The organism is Pseudoalteromonas sp. BZB3 (assembly GCF_040104455.1).
GTDB lineage: Bacteria > Pseudomonadota > Gammaproteobacteria > Enterobacterales > Alteromonadaceae > Pseudoalteromonas.
Genome location: NZ_JBECOS010000010.1, coordinates 130179 through 147282, shown reverse-complemented (window position 1 = coordinate 147282; position 17104 = coordinate 130179). Strand labels below are relative to the sequence as shown.

14 protein-coding genes are annotated in these 17104 nt (G+C 41.0%); 11 read left to right on the top strand and 3 right to left on the bottom strand.

All coding sequences use genetic code 11. From position 1 onward, the window contains the following. Window positions 1-242 precede the first annotated feature (242 nt). From ABMY35_RS11020 to purF, 7 genes are all read left to right on the top strand, one after another. The gene (locus ABMY35_RS11020; protein WP_349286240.1) at window positions 243-5666 is read left to right on the top strand and encodes a FimV/HubP family polar landmark protein; all 5424 of its coding nucleotides are present in this window, start codon (window positions 243-245) and stop codon (window positions 5664-5666) included. A 147-nt stretch (window positions 5667-5813) separates the two neighbouring features. Next, window positions 5814-6611 (top strand): tRNA pseudouridine(38-40) synthase TruA, encoded by a 798-nt coding sequence (gene truA / locus ABMY35_RS11015; protein ID WP_138480924.1) that lies wholly within the window; start codon window positions 5814-5816, stop codon window positions 6609-6611. 164 nt (window positions 6612-6775) lie between these two features. Continuing rightward, the gene (accD, locus tag ABMY35_RS11010; protein ID WP_138480922.1) at window positions 6776-7657 is read left to right on the top strand and encodes an acetyl-CoA carboxylase, carboxyltransferase subunit beta; all 882 of its coding nucleotides are present in this window, start codon (window positions 6776-6778) and stop codon (window positions 7655-7657) included. A 23-nt stretch (window positions 7658-7680) separates the two neighbouring features. Further along, entirely contained in the window at window positions 7681-8943 is a 1263-nt protein-coding gene (folC, locus tag ABMY35_RS11005; RefSeq protein ID WP_349286239.1) for a bifunctional tetrahydrofolate synthase/dihydrofolate synthase, read from the top strand. 11 nt (window positions 8944-8954) lie between these two features. After that, window positions 8955-9632, top strand: coding sequence for an SPOR domain-containing protein (locus ABMY35_RS11000; protein ID WP_349286238.1), 678 nt, complete (start codon window positions 8955-8957; stop codon window positions 9630-9632). Window positions 9633-9693: 61 nt separating this feature from the next. Beyond that, entirely contained in the window at window positions 9694-10188 is a 495-nt protein-coding gene (locus tag ABMY35_RS10995; protein WP_349286237.1) for a CvpA family protein, read from the top strand. Between the two features lie 32 nt (window positions 10189-10220). Beyond that, on the top strand, window positions 10221-11747 hold the full coding sequence (purF, locus tag ABMY35_RS10990; protein WP_349286236.1) for an amidophosphoribosyltransferase: 1527 nt from the start codon (window positions 10221-10223) through the stop codon (window positions 11745-11747). Between the two features lie 102 nt (window positions 11748-11849). Here the strand turns inward: purF and ABMY35_RS10985 are convergent, their stop codons facing one another. Beyond that, window positions 11850-12449, bottom strand: coding sequence for a Yip1 family protein (locus tag ABMY35_RS10985; RefSeq protein WP_349286235.1), 600 nt, complete (start codon window positions 12447-12449; stop codon window positions 11850-11852). 231 nt (window positions 12450-12680) lie between these two features. On the opposite strand from ABMY35_RS10985, the gene miaE reads away from it, so the two are divergent. The 3 genes from miaE to ABMY35_RS10970 are packed head-to-tail and all read left to right on the top strand — an operon-like array spanning window position 12681 to window position 13991. After that, the gene (gene miaE / locus ABMY35_RS10980) at window positions 12681-13439 is read left to right on the top strand and encodes a tRNA isopentenyl-2-thiomethyl-A-37 hydroxylase MiaE (protein ID WP_349286234.1); all 759 of its coding nucleotides are present in this window, start codon (window positions 12681-12683) and stop codon (window positions 13437-13439) included. 31 nt (window positions 13440-13470) lie between these two features. Next, a complete protein-coding gene (locus ABMY35_RS10975; protein WP_349286233.1) occupies window positions 13471-13728 on the top strand; it encodes a hypothetical protein in 258 nt (85 codons plus the stop codon). Beyond that, window positions 13698-13991, top strand: a complete 294-nt coding sequence (locus ABMY35_RS10970; RefSeq protein WP_349286232.1) for an ElyC/SanA/YdcF family protein — start codon at window positions 13698-13700, stop codon at window positions 13989-13991. The genes ABMY35_RS10975 and ABMY35_RS10970 overlap by 31 nt, the downstream gene beginning before the upstream one ends. A 58-nt stretch (window positions 13992-14049) precedes the next feature. Here the strand turns inward: ABMY35_RS10970 and ABMY35_RS10965 are convergent, their stop codons facing one another. Together ABMY35_RS10965 and ABMY35_RS10960 are read right to left on the bottom strand one after the other, a co-directional pair. Beyond that, window positions 14050-14793 carry a UDP-2,3-diacylglucosamine diphosphatase gene (locus ABMY35_RS10965; RefSeq protein ID WP_349286231.1) on the bottom strand — a complete coding sequence of 248 codons (744 nt, stop codon included), beginning with the start codon at window positions 14791-14793 and terminating at the stop codon, window positions 14050-14052. Window positions 14794-14882: 89 nt separating this feature from the next. Further along, on the bottom strand, window positions 14883-15374 hold the full coding sequence (locus tag ABMY35_RS10960; RefSeq protein ID WP_058030227.1) for a peptidylprolyl isomerase: 492 nt from the start codon (window positions 15372-15374) through the stop codon (window positions 14883-14885). A 183-nt stretch (window positions 15375-15557) separates the two neighbouring features. On the opposite strand from ABMY35_RS10960, the gene cysS reads away from it, so the two are divergent. Continuing rightward, a complete protein-coding gene (cysS, locus tag ABMY35_RS10955) occupies window positions 15558-16937 on the top strand; it encodes a cysteine--tRNA ligase (RefSeq protein WP_349286230.1) in 1380 nt (459 codons plus the stop codon). Window positions 16938-17104 lie beyond the last annotated feature (167 nt).

The window sequence follows — 17104 nt, the reverse complement described above, 5'->3', positions numbered from 1 at the left end:
GTTTTGCCGCTTTTTACAGCTGCCCGTTTAAAAACCAGCCAATATATTGACTATAAACAATATTCTTTGTTCACATCTTCTCATACTTTAGTACGCTCTAGGCACTATTTATCAAAGCTTTGCCATAGATATTCCAATGTAACTGGTTTATAGTTTGCAGTTGGAATAGAGCTTGCAAAAGCCACCATTAGCAATATTTTAATGTTTAGCACGATGTTGGACATGATATCTAAAGGATCAACATGCGCGGTTTAGTGTTTATTTGTTTCTTTGCATTTGCATTGATAACCATACCAGCCTACACACAAGACGGTACCATTTTAAAGGGCCCTAAGAATGCCGATTATGGTCAAATGGGCCGCTCTATCGGCCCAATAAAGCCCTCGGATACTCTGTGGCGAATTGCGCAAAAAATTAGGCCAGATGACGGCTCTGTTACTGTTTATCAAGTAATGAACGCCCTTTATCGCAAAAACCCCAATGCTTTTTTAGATCAAAACCTAAATCACATGCGCGATGGCGCATATCTCAAAATACCGACCATTGCAGAAATGCGTCGAGAAAATCCTGCGATAGCAAAGCAGCGCTCAGATCAAGACGATGATTTATGGGAGCTAAAAAAGAGCGGCATGCTCGACAACCAAACCATTGAAGAAGCGCAAAAAAAAGTTACTCAAGCACGAAAAATCGATGTTGACAATGCACAACAGCAACTCACTTCGCAGCTTAAGTCATTGCAAATGGAGCAAGATGCTAAGTTACAAGAGCTACAATCACAATTTAAGAACTCGGTTCGCAGTGTTGAAGAAATACTAGAAGAAAACAACAAGCTAAAAGGCCAGCTAACAAATATTTCTGAAGAGCTGCAAAATGTTCGCAATCAACTAGGGCAAGATTCTGAAATTCAACAACAGTTACAGTCGGTCATCGAACTTCAAAATGCCTTGATCGAACGTCAAAGAGCACAGCAACAAGAAGAACAAAGTGCTGATCTTCTCTCAAACCCCGTGATGATTGGGGTACTGGCAACTTTACCTGCTTTATTAGTGATTGGTGGTTTAGTGATGTTCTTGCGTAAACGTAAGAATGCTAATAGCACTGATGACGAAGATGATTTCCTACCCCAAGCACCAGCTGCAGCAGGAGCCGCCGCAGCCGCGGGAGTCGCAGGTGCAGCTGCGGCTGATCCTCTAGATTTAGATGTACCGCCGTTAGAGAGTAACGTACCAGTTGAAGATAGTGTACAGCTAGACGATGACATCTTGCCTGAAGACGACGACATGATGTTTGATTCTTTAGAAGATGATAGCTTTGAAGCTGGTAATGATACGCTAGACCAAGATGAGCTAGATAGCTTGTTAGGAGATGATGTTGCTTTCGATGATGGCTCTGAAGGTGATGATTTAGACGACTTCTTACAGCAAAACTTCGATGCAGACGACTCGCTCGATGATATGGTTGACTTAGATGGCGGTAGTTCAAGCAGCGACGATATTTTAAGTTCTGATGACCTTGATGATCTATTTAATGAAACCGACGACTCATCTGATGACGAATTAGACGTGAGTGATGATGCTTTAGCTGCACTAAGTGAAGAGCTAGCCACTGAGCAGCAAGAAGATGTCGATATAGATTCAATATTAGATGAAGCAGCGACAGAAGAGATTGAAAGTGCTGACGACGACTTTGATTTAGATGATATTGACAACTTAATTGATGAGGTTGCAGATCAGCTCCCAAAGGATGAAAGTTCTGAAGGAGCAGATGAAGACTTCGATCTGGATGATATCGATAACTTGCTAGATGAAGTCGCGCAAACTGATGAACCTGCAGTTGAGATTAACGATGAAGACGATTTTGATATTGATAATATCGATGATCTTTTAGACGAAGTAGGCGGTGCGGTAGAAGAAAATTCAGATACAGTACATGATGATTCACAATTAGTAGATGCCGATGATGTTGACAGTTTGATTGATGATGTTGCTTCAGATGATCTTGATACCGATGACATAGACGCGCTACTAGATGAAACTCAAGGGCAAGATGAACTTGATAAAGCGCAAACAGAAGAAGCCGATGTTGATTTAGATGACATTGATTCTTTAATAGCAGAATCAAACCAAGATGATTTATCGATTAATATAGAGCAGTCAGAATCAGATGACTTGGATATTGATGATTTAATTGATGAACCAGACTTCGAAGAAGAATTAAATGAAGAAGCCGTTGAGGAAATTACAGGAGCGAATGACCCTAGCGAAGAAGTTGCATCTTCAGAAGATGACATCGCACTCGATGATCTAGATGACCTCCTTCAAGATGGCTTAGTGTCAGAACCTGTATCAGATGAAAGCGAGCTTGATGCAGCGCTGGATGAATTAATCGACGAGCCAGATTTTGAAGAAGTATTAAGTGTAGACACTGTTGATGTACTTCAAGAGACAACTACACCTGAAGCAACAGAGGAAGTTGCAACTTCAGATGATGATATTGCACTCGATGATTTAGATGACCTTCTTGAAGATGATTTATTAACAGCTCCAACATCTACAGATGAAAGCGAGCTTGATGCAGCGCTTGATGATTTAATCGACGAGCCAGACTTTGAAGAAGGGTTAAGTGAAGAAACTGTTGATGAAGTTCAAGATACAGCTACAGCTGAAACAACAGAGGAAGTTGTAACTTCAGATGATGATATTACGCTCGATGATTTAATCGACGAGCCAGAATTTGAAGAAGAGTTAAGTGAAGAAACTGTCGATGAAGTTCAAGATACAGCTATAGCTGAAACAACAGAGGAAGTAGTAACTTCAGATGATGATATTGCGCTCGATGATTTAATTGACGAGCCAGACTTTGAAGAAGAGTTAAGTGAAGAAACTGTTGATGAAGTTCAAGATACAGCTACAGCTGAAACAACAGAGGATGTTGTAACTTCAGATGATGATATCGCACTCGATGATCTAGATGACCTCCTTGAAGATGATTTATTAACAGAACCAACATCTACAGATGAAAACGAGCTTGATGCAGCGCTAGATGAGTTAATCGACGAGCCAGACTTTGAAGAAGAGTTAAGTGAAGAAACTGTTGATGAAGTTCAAGATACAGATACATCTGAAACAACAGAGGATGTTGTAACTTCAGAAGATGATATCGCACTCGATGATCTAGATGACCTTCTTGAAGATGATGAATTAACAGAACCCACATCAACAGATGAAAGCGAGCTTGATACAGTCCTTGATGACTTAATCGACGAGCCAGACTTTGACGAAGAGATAAGTGAAGAAACCGTTGATGAAATTCAAGAGACAGCCACACCTGAAACAACTTGGGAAGTTGTAACTTCAGAAGATGACATTGCTCTTGATGAGTTAGATGGTTCCTTTAAAGGTGATTTAATCGATGAACCAGTTGATGAAGCTCAAGAGTCAATTGAAGAGAATCAAGCCGAAGAATCTACAACGTCTGAAAACGAAATATTAGAGCCTAAACCTATTGAGCAGAGTATTGTTGATGAGCTAAATGCGATGAATCAACATGCTTCAATAGATGTTGATGATGACATACCGATGGAGCCAGAAGCTCAAACACCACAGGCCCCTTTGAAAAGCGTTGATGAAATGCTTGAGGAGCTAGAGTCTGAAGCTGAGTGGCAAAATGATGCTGAGTATGACGCAGAAGTGGAGCTGGGTGATGATCCGCTGTCAGATGACATTGATTTATCATCTGAAGAAGAGTTGCCAGAAATTGATACGGTTACACCTAGTGCTGAATTAGAAAGTTATCCAGAATTAGATTTAGATGAAGAACTGGATGAGGATGTTCTAAATATCAGTGAAACTGAGCAGGAATTATCGCAGGCATTAGAAGCAGGTGTATCATCAACTAGCGCACTTGACGATGATTTACTCACAGATGATGAACTTTCTTTTGATGATTTATTAGAAGATGATAATGGGCCAGAATTAGGCGGTTTATCTGACACTGATAATGAGCAAGAAGTCGAAGACTTTCCTGAGTTTGATGAAGACGCCACGCTAGAAGCTGCAACAGAAGAACAAGCGCTAGAAATTCAAGATACACCAGCTCAAGAAGAAGCAATTCAGGAAGAAGTTGAGTTGCCTACTGAGGATGAGTTACCTGCTGACAGCATCGAAGATGTGCTTGAGAACGAAGATTTCCCGGAGTTTGACGAAGACGCCGCGCTAGAAGCTGCAATAGAAGAGCAAGCGCTAGAAATTCAAGATACACCAGCTCCAGAAGAAGCACATCAGAAAGAAGTTGAGTTGCCTTCTGAGAATGAGTTACCTGCTGACAGCATCGAAGATGTGCTTGAGAACGAAGATTTCCCGGAGTTTGACGAAGACGCCGCACTAGAGGCTGCAACAGAAGAGCAAGCGCTAGAAATTCAAGATACACCAGCTCAAGAAGAAGCACATCAGAAAGAAGTTGAGTTGCCTTTTGAGAATGAGTTACTAGCTGACAGCATCGAAGATGAGCTGGAAATCGAAGACCTCCCAGAGTTTGACGAAGATGCCGCACTAGAGGCTGCAAAAGAAGAACAAGTGCTAGAAATTCAAGATACACCAGCTCAAGAAGAGGCACTTCAAGAAGAAGTTGAGTTGCCTTCTGGAAATGAGTTACTTGCTGACGGCACCGAAGATGTGCATGAAATCGAAGATTTTCCGGAGTTTGATGAAGATGCCGCGCTAGAAGCTGCAACAGAAGAACAAGCGCTAGAAATTCAAGATACACCAGCTCAAGAAGAGGCACTTCAAGAAGAAGTTGAGTTGCCTTCTGGAGATGAGTTACTTGCTGACGGCACCGAAGATGTGCATGAAATCGAAGATTTTCCGGAGTTTGATGAAGATGCCGCGCTAGAAGCTGCAACAGAAGAACAAGCGTTAGAAATTCAAGATGCACCAGCTCAAGATAAAGCCATTCAAGAGGAAAACTCTGAGCTACCAAGCGACGATACGTCAATAGCTGACAGTATTGAAGATGAACTTGAAGGTGATATTCAAACTGAGCAAGCTTTATCGGCTCTTGAGGCAATATCACCAGAGGCGTTTTTAAACGAGCTTGATGATCTTGCTAACAACGAAGAAGTTGAACCACCTATTGAACTAACCATTGATGAAGCGGCGATTGAAGATCAATTTATGTCAGAGATTTCTGATACTGACTTTGACGCTTTGCTCAATGATTTAGCTGAGCCAGATCCAATCGATACAGCATCATTAGATGACGTTGAGCTTAATTTCGATGCGCTATTAAGTGAAGAGTTAGATAAAGATCTTGGCACATTAGATGTTGCAATTGAAAGCGATGAGGTTTCTCAGCCAGACGTTGAAGAATATCTAGAAATTGATGACTTACTCGCAGAAAGTGACGACTTTGAATCAGAAGAAGAGCCTTATCAAGAAGCGAATATGGATGTTGGTTTAGGTGATTTTGATGACTTGCTTGCAGGCGAGAATGCCCCTGATGTTGATTTAGAAGCCGACGGTTTTTCTGCAAAACTAGATTTAGCCAGAGCATATATAGAAATTGATGACAGTGAGAGTGCACTCGCCATTATCGAAGAAGTTATAAATGCAGGTCCTGAATCAGTCCAAGCTGAAGCAAGTTCACTAAGAGAAAAAATACAGTCTTAATGTATATGCTTAGTTTTGGTCATTTAAACAACCACTAATAGAGGAGGCGTTAGCCTCCTTTATTTTTTCTAGCGCTCAGTTCTCTCTTTAATTCAAAGTCGCGATGGCTTAGAATGCTGCGCTAGTCTAGACAGAGGTAATAAATTCATGCGTGTAGCACTTGGTATCGAATATAACGGCGCTCAATACAGTGGTTGGCAAAGACAGTCTCATGTAAACAGTATTCAACAAGAGTTAGAAACTGTTCTGTCTCGCATTTGTAACCATGAAGTCGAAGTGGTGTGTGCAGGTCGAACAGATGCAGGTGTTCATGCTACTGGTCAGGTGGTGCATTTCGATACTCACTCAGAGCGAGATATGAGCGCATTTACCTTAGGTGCTAACTCGCAACTGCCTGACGATATTGCGATCCAGTTTGCGCAAGTGGTCGATGATGAATTTCATGCTCGTTTTAGCGCGACAGCACGCCGTTACCGTTACGTGATTTACAATAATCCTTATCGACCAGGTATTTTAAGAAGCGGTGTGACGCATTACCACCATCCGCTTGATGAAAAACTGATGCAAGCGGCTTGTCCTGTTATGTTAGGTGAGCAAGACTTTACTTCATTTCGTGCTGTGCATTGCCAATCAAACACGCCATTTAGAAAAATGCTGCACTTAAGTGTCGAGCGTGTAGGTAACTTTGTTATCATCGACGTGAAAGCCAATGCCTTTTTACACCATATGGTGAGAAACATAACAGGCACTTTGCTTGATATTGGCACGGGTAAATATCCACCTGAATGGATGGCAGAATTATTGGCACTCAAAGATAGAACTCAAGCAAGCGCCACAGCAAAGCCAAATGGATTGTATTTAGTCGATGTTGATTACCCAGAGCAATGGCAAATACCGTCGACACCACTTGGCCCTTTATTCTTACCAGATACTGAGATTGAGTAATTTTAAAGCGAAAGCTTGGGTTAGTTAATGAATTATGGCTGCTTATTTAAGACTTATACGACCAGTTTTTTATACCTTTGTCTAATAAATCATGGTTTAATGAGCTCAGTTTGTCTGAATGAATACAGACGCCACAACACAGAATTAGCATAAGAGAATTGCAAATGAGTTGGTTAGAAAAAATCTTACCTAGAACCACCAAATCATCAGGTAATAACAAAAAAGAAGTCCCAGAAGGTGTTTGGGCAAAATGTTCATCATGTGATGCAATTTTGTATAAAGCAGAATTAGAAAAGTCACACAACGTATGTCCTAAGTGTGACCATCACATGCGTATTAGCGCACGTCAGCGCCTTGAAATGTTTTTAGACGATGCTGATCGTAAAGAGATTGGCATCGAGCACGAGCCACAAGATGTGCTTAAATTTAAAGACTCTAAAAAATATTCAGACAGAATTACAGCAGCGCAAAAAGTAAGTGGCGAAAAAGATGCACTTGTTGCGATGACGGGTCGTCTTAAAGGTATGCCGGTTGCTGCTGTTGCTTTTGAATTCTCATTCATGGGTGGTTCAATGGCATCAGTGGTAGGTGCGCGTTTTGTTGACGCTGTAAACGAATGTTTAGAGCACAACATGCCATTAGTATGTTTCTCTGCATCAGGCGGTGCGCGTATGCAAGAAGCACTTATGTCATTGATGCAAATGGCTAAAACAAGTGCAGCATTGGCTAAAATGAGTGAAAAAGGCTTACCATTTATCTCAGTGATGACCGATCCTACAATGGGTGGTGTATCTGCTTCACTGGCAATGCTTGGTGATATCAATGTTGCTGAGCCAAAAGCACTTATTGGTTTCGCAGGTCCTCGTGTTATCGAACAAACAGTTCGTGAAACATTACCTGAAGGCTTCCAACGTTCAGAGTTCCTACTTGAGCATGGTGCAATCGACATGATTGTTGACCGTCGTGAAATGCGTGACACACTAGCACGTAATTTAGCGAAGTTTATGGACTTGCCATCTACTGAACAAGAGCATAGAGTAGCGTAAATTTTTTAATTTAAGCTGTTTTTATGTCACAAAATATACCTTGCCAATCATCAAGCCTTGATGATTGGCTTTGTTATTTAGAGCGTGTTCATCCTGCCAATATCGAAATGGGTTTGGAGCGCATCAAACAAGTTGCTGATTCGGTTAACCTTCTCAATTCTTCCTCGAAAATCATCATGATTGCCGGTACTAACGGTAAAGGTACCACCGCACGTTGCTTAGAAAGTCTGCTACTCGCTCAGGGTTACTCAGTAGGTACGTATGCTTCACCACATTTAATTCGTTATAACGAACGTGTTCGTGTAAATGGGAAAGAGTTAAACGATCAATATCATGTCGATGCTTTTGACTTGTTAGAAAAAGGCCGGGGCGAAACACCTCTGACTTATTTTGAATTTGGTACGCTTGGCGCTCTGGCGATTTTTAAACGCTGTGAAGTCGATTATGTTTTACTTGAAGTGGGTTTGGGCGGTCGATTTGATGCCACCAATATTGTTGAGCCGATCGCAAGTGTCATTACAACCATCGACCTTGACCACAAGGAATACTTAGGTGATACCCGTGAATTAGTTGGTTATGACAAAGCCGGTATTTTCCGCGCTGATAAACCTGCGATAGTGGGAGACTTAAATATTCCCCATACAGTCACTGAGTATGGTGATGAGATTGCAGCTGAACTCATTCTATCTAAGCGCGACTTTTTCTTTGAACCAAAACAGTCGTCGTTTGTTTGGCGTTATAAATCGCATTCGTTTGAGTTTGAAAAGCCAAGTATTCCGGCACAAAATGTCGCCACAGCTTTGACATTACTGGCACGTTTAGAGTTGCTTCCTGAGCTATCAGTAATTGAAAGATGTTTAGCTGATTTAAAAGTCGAAGGGCGTTTTCAAAAGCTAAGTGACTCACCAAAAGTATTTACTGATGTTGCACACAACCCTGAATCAGCACGCTACTTAAAGCAAAAATTAGTAGAGTTGAAGCAGCAAGGGTTTAAAATCCATGCATTAATCGCTATGCTTGCTGATAAAGATAAAGCCAGTGTAATCAATGAAGTGTCTGAACTAATTGATTTTTGGTCATTAGCGTCTTTAGATGGCCCACGTGCAGAGCAAGCATCGAACTTGTTACCTTTGCTATCGCAAGAACAACAGCAAAGCGCAAACATGTTCGATTCGGTCCATATGGCACTCGATAGTCAGTTATCACAACTTGATGACCAGACGGCAATGATTGTATTTGGCTCCTTCTTTACTGTTGCAGAAGCAATTCAGTATTGGCAAAAATAGAGAGATAAGCTGTGAACTCAGGATTTTTAAACCGTTTGGTGGGTACTAGTATTGTGGTGGTCGCTGCAATCATTTTTATACCGAATATTCTTGATGGTGAAAAGGTTCACTTCAAAGACGGTTTTAAAGCCATTCCTGAACGCCCTGAGTTCACTACGATTGAAATTCGGCAAGAGATTGACGCAAAAGCTGAGCTTGCCCCTGAGATTAAACCTGAAGCTTTGTATGATGAGATTGCACTTGACGCTGAGCCTGTGTCTACAGAAAAGGTTGATAGCTCAGAAATAAAAGAATCTGTGAACACAGCGGCAAATGATGCAGTCTCACAACAGACACAAGTTGTAGAAGAGGCAAAACCAGAGGTTGAAGTAGTAAAGCCTCAACAACAAATTGTAGAAGCAAGAATAGACTCTTTAAAGCGTTCAGAAACGGCTAATTTAACCAGTATGGCATACGTCATACAGTTGGGTAGTTTTTCTCATAAAGCCAATGTTGAAGCTCTGATGAAAAAACTAAGAAATGCAGGTTTTACTGCATTTACACGACCTATTAAAACCCGTAATGGGGAGTTAACCAAAGTATTTGTTGGCCCTCAGTTAGATAAGGCCGATTTAGAACAAAAATTGCCAGAGTTAGAAAAGCTTACAAAACTAAAAGGCCGACTAACCCAATTCGATATAACAAAATGATCTGGTAATTGACTCTTGGCTCTTATAGAATGCGCCCCAAATTAACGACTTGTTGGTTATTATGAACTGGGTTGATTACGCGATTCTCGTTATAGTTGGTCTTTCCACCTTATTCGGACTAATGCGAGGCTTTGTAAAAGAAGCAATGTCATTGGTTGTCTGGATCAGCGCATTCTTCATTTCTAGTTTATTCTATCAATATCTAGCAACCTTCCTTACATCCATTTCAGAACCCCTTTTAAGAAATGCGGCCGCAATTGCCATATTATTTTTTGCGACCATACTATTGGGTGGGCTTGTTAATTATATTCTGTCAGAACTTGTACAGCGTACAGGCCTGTCAGGCACCGACCGTATCATAGGTATTGTGTTTGGTGCACTTCGAGGTGTATTAGTCGTGAGCGCCTTACTGTTTTTTCTGGATGCGTTTACCGGTGCACCAGATGCACCTTGGTGGACAGCATCAACTTTGATCCCTGAATTTAGTTTTGTTATTGAGTGGTTTTTCTCTTACTTAGAAGACAACTCTAGCTTTTTAAATTCAGTGAACCGTTAATCGGAAACCGTTAATCGGCGAGGAAAAATTTAATGTGTGGTATCGTTGGTATAGTCGCAACATCTCCTGTTAATCAGGCTTTGTATGACGGCTTAACTGTTTTGCAACACCGTGGGCAAGATGCAGCAGGCATCATCACAATCGATAACAATACGTTTAGCTTAAGAAAAGCAAATGGTCTTGTTAAAGATGTGTTTCATACCCGTCATATGAAGCGCCTTCAAGGCAATATTGGTATCGGCCATGTGCGTTACCCAACTGCAGGCTCTTCAAGTTCTGCAGAAGCACAGCCATTTTATGTAAACTCTCCATTTGGTATTGCCTTAGCGCACAATGGTAACCTAACAAACGCAGAAGCGCTTAAAGAGTTATTATTTAGCCAAGCTCGCCGTCATGTAAACACAACTTCAGATTCTGAAATTCTTTTAAACATTTTAGCGCATCAACTTTGCAAATCAGGTAAGTTAAAGCTTGAAGCTGAAGATATGTTCAGTGCAATTTCAAATGTGAATGATCTGGTTGTTGGTGGTTACGCAAGTATTGCGATGATCATTGGCCACGGTATCGTGGCTTTCCGTGATCCGAAAGGTATTCGTCCACTTGTATATGGTAAGCGTGAAACTGAAAGCGGTACTGAATACATGTTTGCTTCAGAAAGCGTTGCACTTAAAGCGGACGGCTTTGAATTTGTGCGCGACGTAGCGCCTGGTGAAGCAATTTACGTAACTGAAGATGGTCAACTATTCTCACAAATGTGTGCTGTTAATACACAACATGCACCGTGTATTTTTGAGTTTGTATACTTCGCACGTCCTGACTCTGTAATAGATAACATGTCAGTTTACGCGACACGTGTAAATATGGGTACGAAGCTAGGTGAGAAAATCGCTCGAGAATGGGCTGATAAAGACATCGATGTAGTTATTCCAATCCCTGAAACGTCATGTGATGTTGCGCTAGAAATTGCAACGGTTTTAGACAAGCCATACCGTCAAGGCTTCGTTAAAAACCGCTATATCGGTCGTACATTTATTATGCCGGGTCAAGAAATGCGTAAGAAATCTGTACGTCGTAAATTAAATGCTATTGATAGAGAATTCGAAGGTAAAAACGTATTACTTGTAGATGATTCAATTGTACGTGGTACAACTTCAGCTCAGATCGTTGAGATGGCTCGTGAAGCAGGCGCGAAAAACGTATACTTTGCTTCAGCTGCACCAGAAGTTCGTTTCCCGAACGTATATGGTATCGACATGCCATCAGCTGCAGAGCTAATTGCACACGGTCGTGAAGTAGATGATATCAACCAGAGCATTGGCTCAGACGGCTTAATCTATCAATCTATTGAAGATCTTATTGCTGCAGTTCGTCAAGAAAACCCTGAAGTAACAGAATTCGAAACATCAGTATTTGATGGTCAGTACATCACAGGTGATATCGATCAAGAATACCTAAATCGTATTGATGCATTACGTAATGACTCTGCAAAATCAACACGTGAGCAAGCAATGTCTGCTTCACTTGAGTTACATAACCAAGAAGAGTCAGAAGGCGAGTAATTATTTAATTATTCACTTCTATTAGACATATAAAAAGGAGCGATTATTCGCTCCTTTTAACTTTTGGATAAAAGCAAAAATTTAGGGACTCAACAGAGCACCCTAACTAAAGGTAGGGCTAATTATGCCATTAGTCCATAAAATAGCCGTTCCAGCCATAATAATTACAATTAAGACCAATCCACAAGTCACTACAGAGCTGGCATAGATAAAGCCTCGCTCCTCAGGGATGTGCATTAAAATAGGCACACCGGTATAAAGTAAGTAAACAGAGTAAGCCAGTGCGGCCATACCGACAGTCACTACAAACCACAACTCAGGAAAAACAGCAGAAACAGCTGACATAAATAACGGCGTAGCTGTATAAGCTGCAAGTTCTAATGTTTGTGTATACGTTGGCTTAGCTCCGAATGTAACCGCCATCCAATGCGCTAAATAGGCTAAAGCAAATACTCCCATAATCAGTGCAAAATACATAGCGACACCAATCAATAAGGCACTTTCATGTGTTAGAAATGCGACGTCTGATGTGCCGATGCGCCAGCCAATGTGTACAGAAGAAATGTATCCCATAATACTTGGGATTAATGCGATAAGCGCGATATGGGATAAACTATACTTCATGCTCTCATGACGATTATCTATAGTTTGCCACTCTTCGAGTGGGTGAGCGTACAAGCCCCATAAATGATTTAAAATCATAAGGCCTCCTTATCAGAATTTGGCAAAGGGTGTGTGTTTTTTATACATCTTTCATAGTTATTTATGCGTAAGAAGCATTTCTTTGTCAAGAAATGGTTAAACTTTCGTCTAATTGAAAAGTTTTGAATTCTTTGAACGCAATAATCTTCCTTTGATCCAATGCATTAGACTTAGCCAGTTTTATGATACTATTCGCGTTAATTTTTATTAGAGTCACTTTGAGAGTCAGCCTTGGATAAGCTTTTAGAGCCAATAAATCAATTCTTGCAATGCGAAACCCCAACTAGTTGGATTGAAGCAGCAAAAGACCCTAAAAACCTACCAGTCATTTTAATTGACCATATGGTCTGCGAGCTAAAAGCAGCACAATCTGCTATGTATTTAATTCGTAAATACGCAGTTGATAAAGACAGTGGCGCGGCGCTTCTAGAGTGGCTTAAGCCTTATGAAGATTTTACTTATCGAAAAATTGGCAGTTGGCAAGAGCTAGCAGATTGCAATAAGCTGAATAAATCAATGGTGCCTAAAGCACAGACTGCTTATGGCCAAGATTTAATTGATAAAATGGTCTTGCTTATCAAAGAAGAGTTACATCACTTTTATCAAGTATTAGAGATAATGCATGACTGTGGCGTTGAATACGAATATTGTGCATCAAGTCGTTACGCAAGTGGGCTACTTAAACATGTTCGCACGTATGAGCCAGAAAAACTCATTGATAAGTTGATTTGTGGCGCTTATATCGAAGCCCGCTCTTGTGAACGATTTGCAAAGCTAGCACCACATGTAGATAAAAAGCTTGGTGATTTTTACGTGTCGTTACTGCGCTCTGAAGCGCGTCATTATCAGGACTACCTGACGCTGGCAGAAGAGATTGCAAGGAAAGGCATATCTGAGCGCGTCGCATTTTTTGGTGAGGTAGAAGCTGAACTAATAGCCTCTCCAGATGAAGACTTCAAATTCCATTCAGGTGCGCCGAGGCAAGCTTAGAAAAGTTTAAAAGACAGGTATAAGGGATTAAATGTCAAAAGCAATTATTTTACTGGGCGGACCAAATAATGCACAAGGGGAGTTGTCTGAAATTGTTAAATCACGATGTCAGACAACTTTCCAATACCATTTAAATTATCCAGAGTTAAAGATCCTTTGTACCGGTGGGTTTGGTGCGCATTTTAATGTGACTGAACACGCTCATGCAGACTACATAATAGCTTACTTAAAGCGTTGGGTGTTTCCGATACTCAATTTTTGCCGATCGCCGAAAGCCGTTTTACGCTAGAAGATGCTTTACTTACAAAGCCAATTCTAAAACAGGCTGCTATTTCTGAAGTTGCACTGATCACTTCGAGTTTTCATATGAAAAGAGCAAAGTACATTTTTAATCGTCTTTGCCCTGAATTTTTGCTTGAATGTGTCGAAGCGCCAACGCCTGTTTGTGAGTATGAACTAGAAAAGTTATTAGCGCATGAAGTAAGGGCGTTACAAAGAGAAGCTGAAAATATAGATAAGCTGTTGGCCGATATTGAAACAAAAACTCAATAAATTAGGTCAAATAGAGGACACCAATCACGGTTGCTATATTCAATCTTTTACTAAGAAATTATCCGGTAAATGGTTTGCCTTGATGCAGCGTTTGTTCGTTTTCTGTGACCACTAAATAAGAGCTTTGCGAATACCAATCACCGAGTACCGTTCTGGTTAAGGTGTCGCTATCTTTTTCGATTGTGTGCACATTTGGTCTGTGTGTATGACCGTGGATCATGTGTTTTACATTGTGCTTTGCAAACATGTCCAAAACTGCGTCAGCAGTCACATCTAGAATATCTAATGGTTTGCCTTTTTGGCTTTCGATACTTTTTTGGCGCGCTTGTTTCGCGACTTTTCTTCTATAACTGAGTGGCATGGCGAGCATCAGTTTTGGCCACCACCAGCCGCGACTTTTCTTGCGGAACTTTTGATAGGCAATGTCTTGAGTGCACATTTCGTCGCCGTGGAGAATGACAGTAGGTGTACCGTATAAATCAATGACTTTTTGTTCAGGTAGTAACGTTATGCCTGCTTGCTTAGCATATTTGCTCCCAAGTAAAAAATCTCGATTACCATGGGTAAAAAATACTGAAATGCCTTTGTTTGACACAGATTTTAAAAGCGAGGCAACTTCGTCGGTTAGCACTGTATGACCGTCATCACCTATCCATACTTCAAAAAAATCTCCAAGAATATACAAAGCATCGACGTCATTAGTCATATGTGTTTCAAGAAATAGCTTGAATGCATTGGTGATGTCAGGACGGTCTTCGGTTAAATGTAAGTCAGAGATGAAGTAGGTTTTGGGAGATGCCATTCAAAAAGCCTAGAAAGAAAATGAATAGTGAGTAATGAAAAAAGGCAAGGCTAGGTGCACACCTAGCCTTAGTCGCTTAACATTAAGATTTAAGCTACAGTCACTTTCTCGATGATCACATCTTCAAGTGGAACGTCTTGGTGGAAGCCAGCAGAACCTGTAGCAACAGATTTGATCTTGTTTACGATGTCCATGCCTTCTACAACTTCACCGAATACACAGTAACCCCAACCCTGCGAAGTTTCGCTTGAGAAGTTTAAGAAGTCATTGTCGTTTACGTTGATGAAAAACTGAGCTGTTGCTGAGTGAGGATCTGGTGTACGTGCCATAGCAAGCGTACCAGTCTTGTTGCTGAGACCGTTGTTTGCTTCATTTTGAATTGGTGCCTGAACAGACTTTTGTTCCATACCTTGAGCGAAACCACCACCTTGAACCATGAAACCGTCGATTACACGGTGGAAGATAGTGCCGTCATAAAAACCTGACTTCGCGTAGTTTAAAAAGTTTTCAACTGTTGCAGGCGCTTCTTCTGCAAAAAGGTTTACTTTGATTTCACCAAAGTTTGTTTGAAGTACAACCATTGTGGTTACCTATTCGATATGTGTTTATTAAAGGAATGTATTTTATAGCAGAATATAAATCGGTTAAAGCTTTGTGTTAATGGCGTATTTATCGGGAAATAGCTGCATTCGGGTATAGAGCAGGGCGAATTCAAGTGTTATGATTGCGGCTTATGTCTATTATTGGATTAGGAAACAGACTCAATGTTGCAGATATACAACACACTTACTCGTGAAAAAGCGCCGTTTAAACCTCTCGTCGAAGGCAAAGTCGACATGTATGTGTGTGGTATCACCATTTATGATTTCTGCCACGTGGGTCACGCGCGTACTTACGTTTCATTTGATGTAATGAATCGCTACCTTCGCTATTTAGGGTTTGATGTCACATATGTACGTAACATCACCGATGTAGACGACAAAATTATTAAGCGTGCTGCTGAAAACAACGAAGAGATTAACGATTTAACGGTTCGTATGACCAAAGCAATGCATGAAGATTTCGAAGCATTGAACATGTTACCAGCTGATATTGAGCCAACTGTAACGGGTCACATGAATGAGATCATCGACATGATCGAACGCCTTGTTGAGAAGAAACACGCCTATGTTGCACAAAACGGTGACGTACTATTTGATGTGTCTACATTTGAACAATACGGTCAATTGTCTCAGCAAGATTTAGATATGCTACAAGCAGGTGCACGAGTTGAAGTGGCTGAAGGCAAAGATGACCCACTAGATTTCGTACTTTGGAAGAAAGCCAAAGCAGGTGAGCCTTCTTGGTCATCACCTTGGGGCGAAGGTCGTCCTGGCTGGCACATCGAATGTAGTGCAATGAGCCAAAAACATTTAGGTGAGCACTTCGATATTCATGGTGGTGGTTCAGACTTACAGTTCCCGCACCATGAGAATGAAATTGCCCAGTCATGCTGCGCGAACAACGGTAACTACGTAAATACTTGGATCCACACAGGCATGGTACAAGTAAACAAAGAGAAGATGTCTAAATCTTTGGGTAACTTCTTTACAGTGCGTGAAGTATTAAAGCAATACGACCGTGAAACAGTACGTTACTTTTTAATTAACGGTCACTATCGCAGCCAGCTTAACTACTCACAAGAGAACTTAGATCAAGCTCGTTCTTCTCTTGAGCGTATTTATACAGCGTTACGTGATGTTGAGCTAGTTGAAGTTGATTACAAGCAAACAGAATTTGCCAAGCGTTTTGAAACAGCGATGAACGACGACTTCAATACACCAGAAGCGCTGCCAGTCATCTTTGAATTAGCAAAAGAAGTCAACTTGCTAAAAGAAAAGGATGCAAAAGCGGCGGGCGAGCACGCGTTTATTCTTGTGAAGCTTGCTGACGTGCTAGGTATTGCACAGCAACAGCCAGAGCAATTCTTACAAGGCGACCAAGACGATGACGAAGTCGCCAAGATTGAAGCGTTAATTGAGCAGCGTTTAACAGCGCGTGCGAATAAAGATTGGGCTGCTGCGGATGCAGCGCGTGATGCGTTAACGGCGATGGGCGTTGTACTTGAAGACAGTGCAGGTAAAACAACTTGGCGTAAAGCATAAATCTAAATCAGCTATTAGCTAAAAACATAAAAAAGGCTCGATATTGATATATTGAGCCTTTTTTATGTTTGCCTTAAAGTTAATAAGAACTCTTTTTATTTTTTAGTATGATAAATCATTGTCTAATGAAGTACCTAAAGGGTGTTTCAATTATGAAACTGCTCTGT

Coding starts and splice junctions, on each gene's coding strand:
- ABMY35_RS11020 (WP_349286240.1), top strand. CDS start 243: ATGCGCGGTTTAGTGTTTATTTGTTTCTTTGCATTTGCATTGATAACC.
- truA (WP_138480924.1), top strand. CDS start 5,814: ATGCGTGTAGCACTTGGTATCGAATATAACGGCGCTCAATACAGTGGT.
- accD (WP_138480922.1), top strand. CDS start 6,776: ATGAGTTGGTTAGAAAAAATCTTACCTAGAACCACCAAATCATCAGGT.
- folC (WP_349286239.1), top strand. CDS start 7,681: ATGTCACAAAATATACCTTGCCAATCATCAAGCCTTGATGATTGGCTT.
- ABMY35_RS10995 (WP_349286237.1), top strand. CDS start 9,694: ATGAACTGGGTTGATTACGCGATTCTCGTTATAGTTGGTCTTTCCACC.
- purF (WP_349286236.1), top strand. CDS start 10,221: ATGTGTGGTATCGTTGGTATAGTCGCAACATCTCCTGTTAATCAGGCT.
- ABMY35_RS10985 (WP_349286235.1), bottom strand. CDS start 12,449: ATGATTTTAAATCATTTATGGGGCTTGTACGCTCACCCACTCGAAGAG.
- ABMY35_RS10975 (WP_349286233.1), top strand. CDS start 13,471: ATGTCAAAAGCAATTATTTTACTGGGCGGACCAAATAATGCACAAGGG.
- ABMY35_RS10965 (WP_349286231.1), bottom strand. CDS start 14,793: ATGGCATCTCCCAAAACCTACTTCATCTCTGACTTACATTTAACCGAA.
- ABMY35_RS10960 (WP_058030227.1), bottom strand. CDS start 15,374: ATGGTTGTACTTCAAACAAACTTTGGTGAAATCAAAGTAAACCTTTTT.
- cysS (WP_349286230.1), top strand. CDS start 15,558: ATGTTGCAGATATACAACACACTTACTCGTGAAAAAGCGCCGTTTAAA.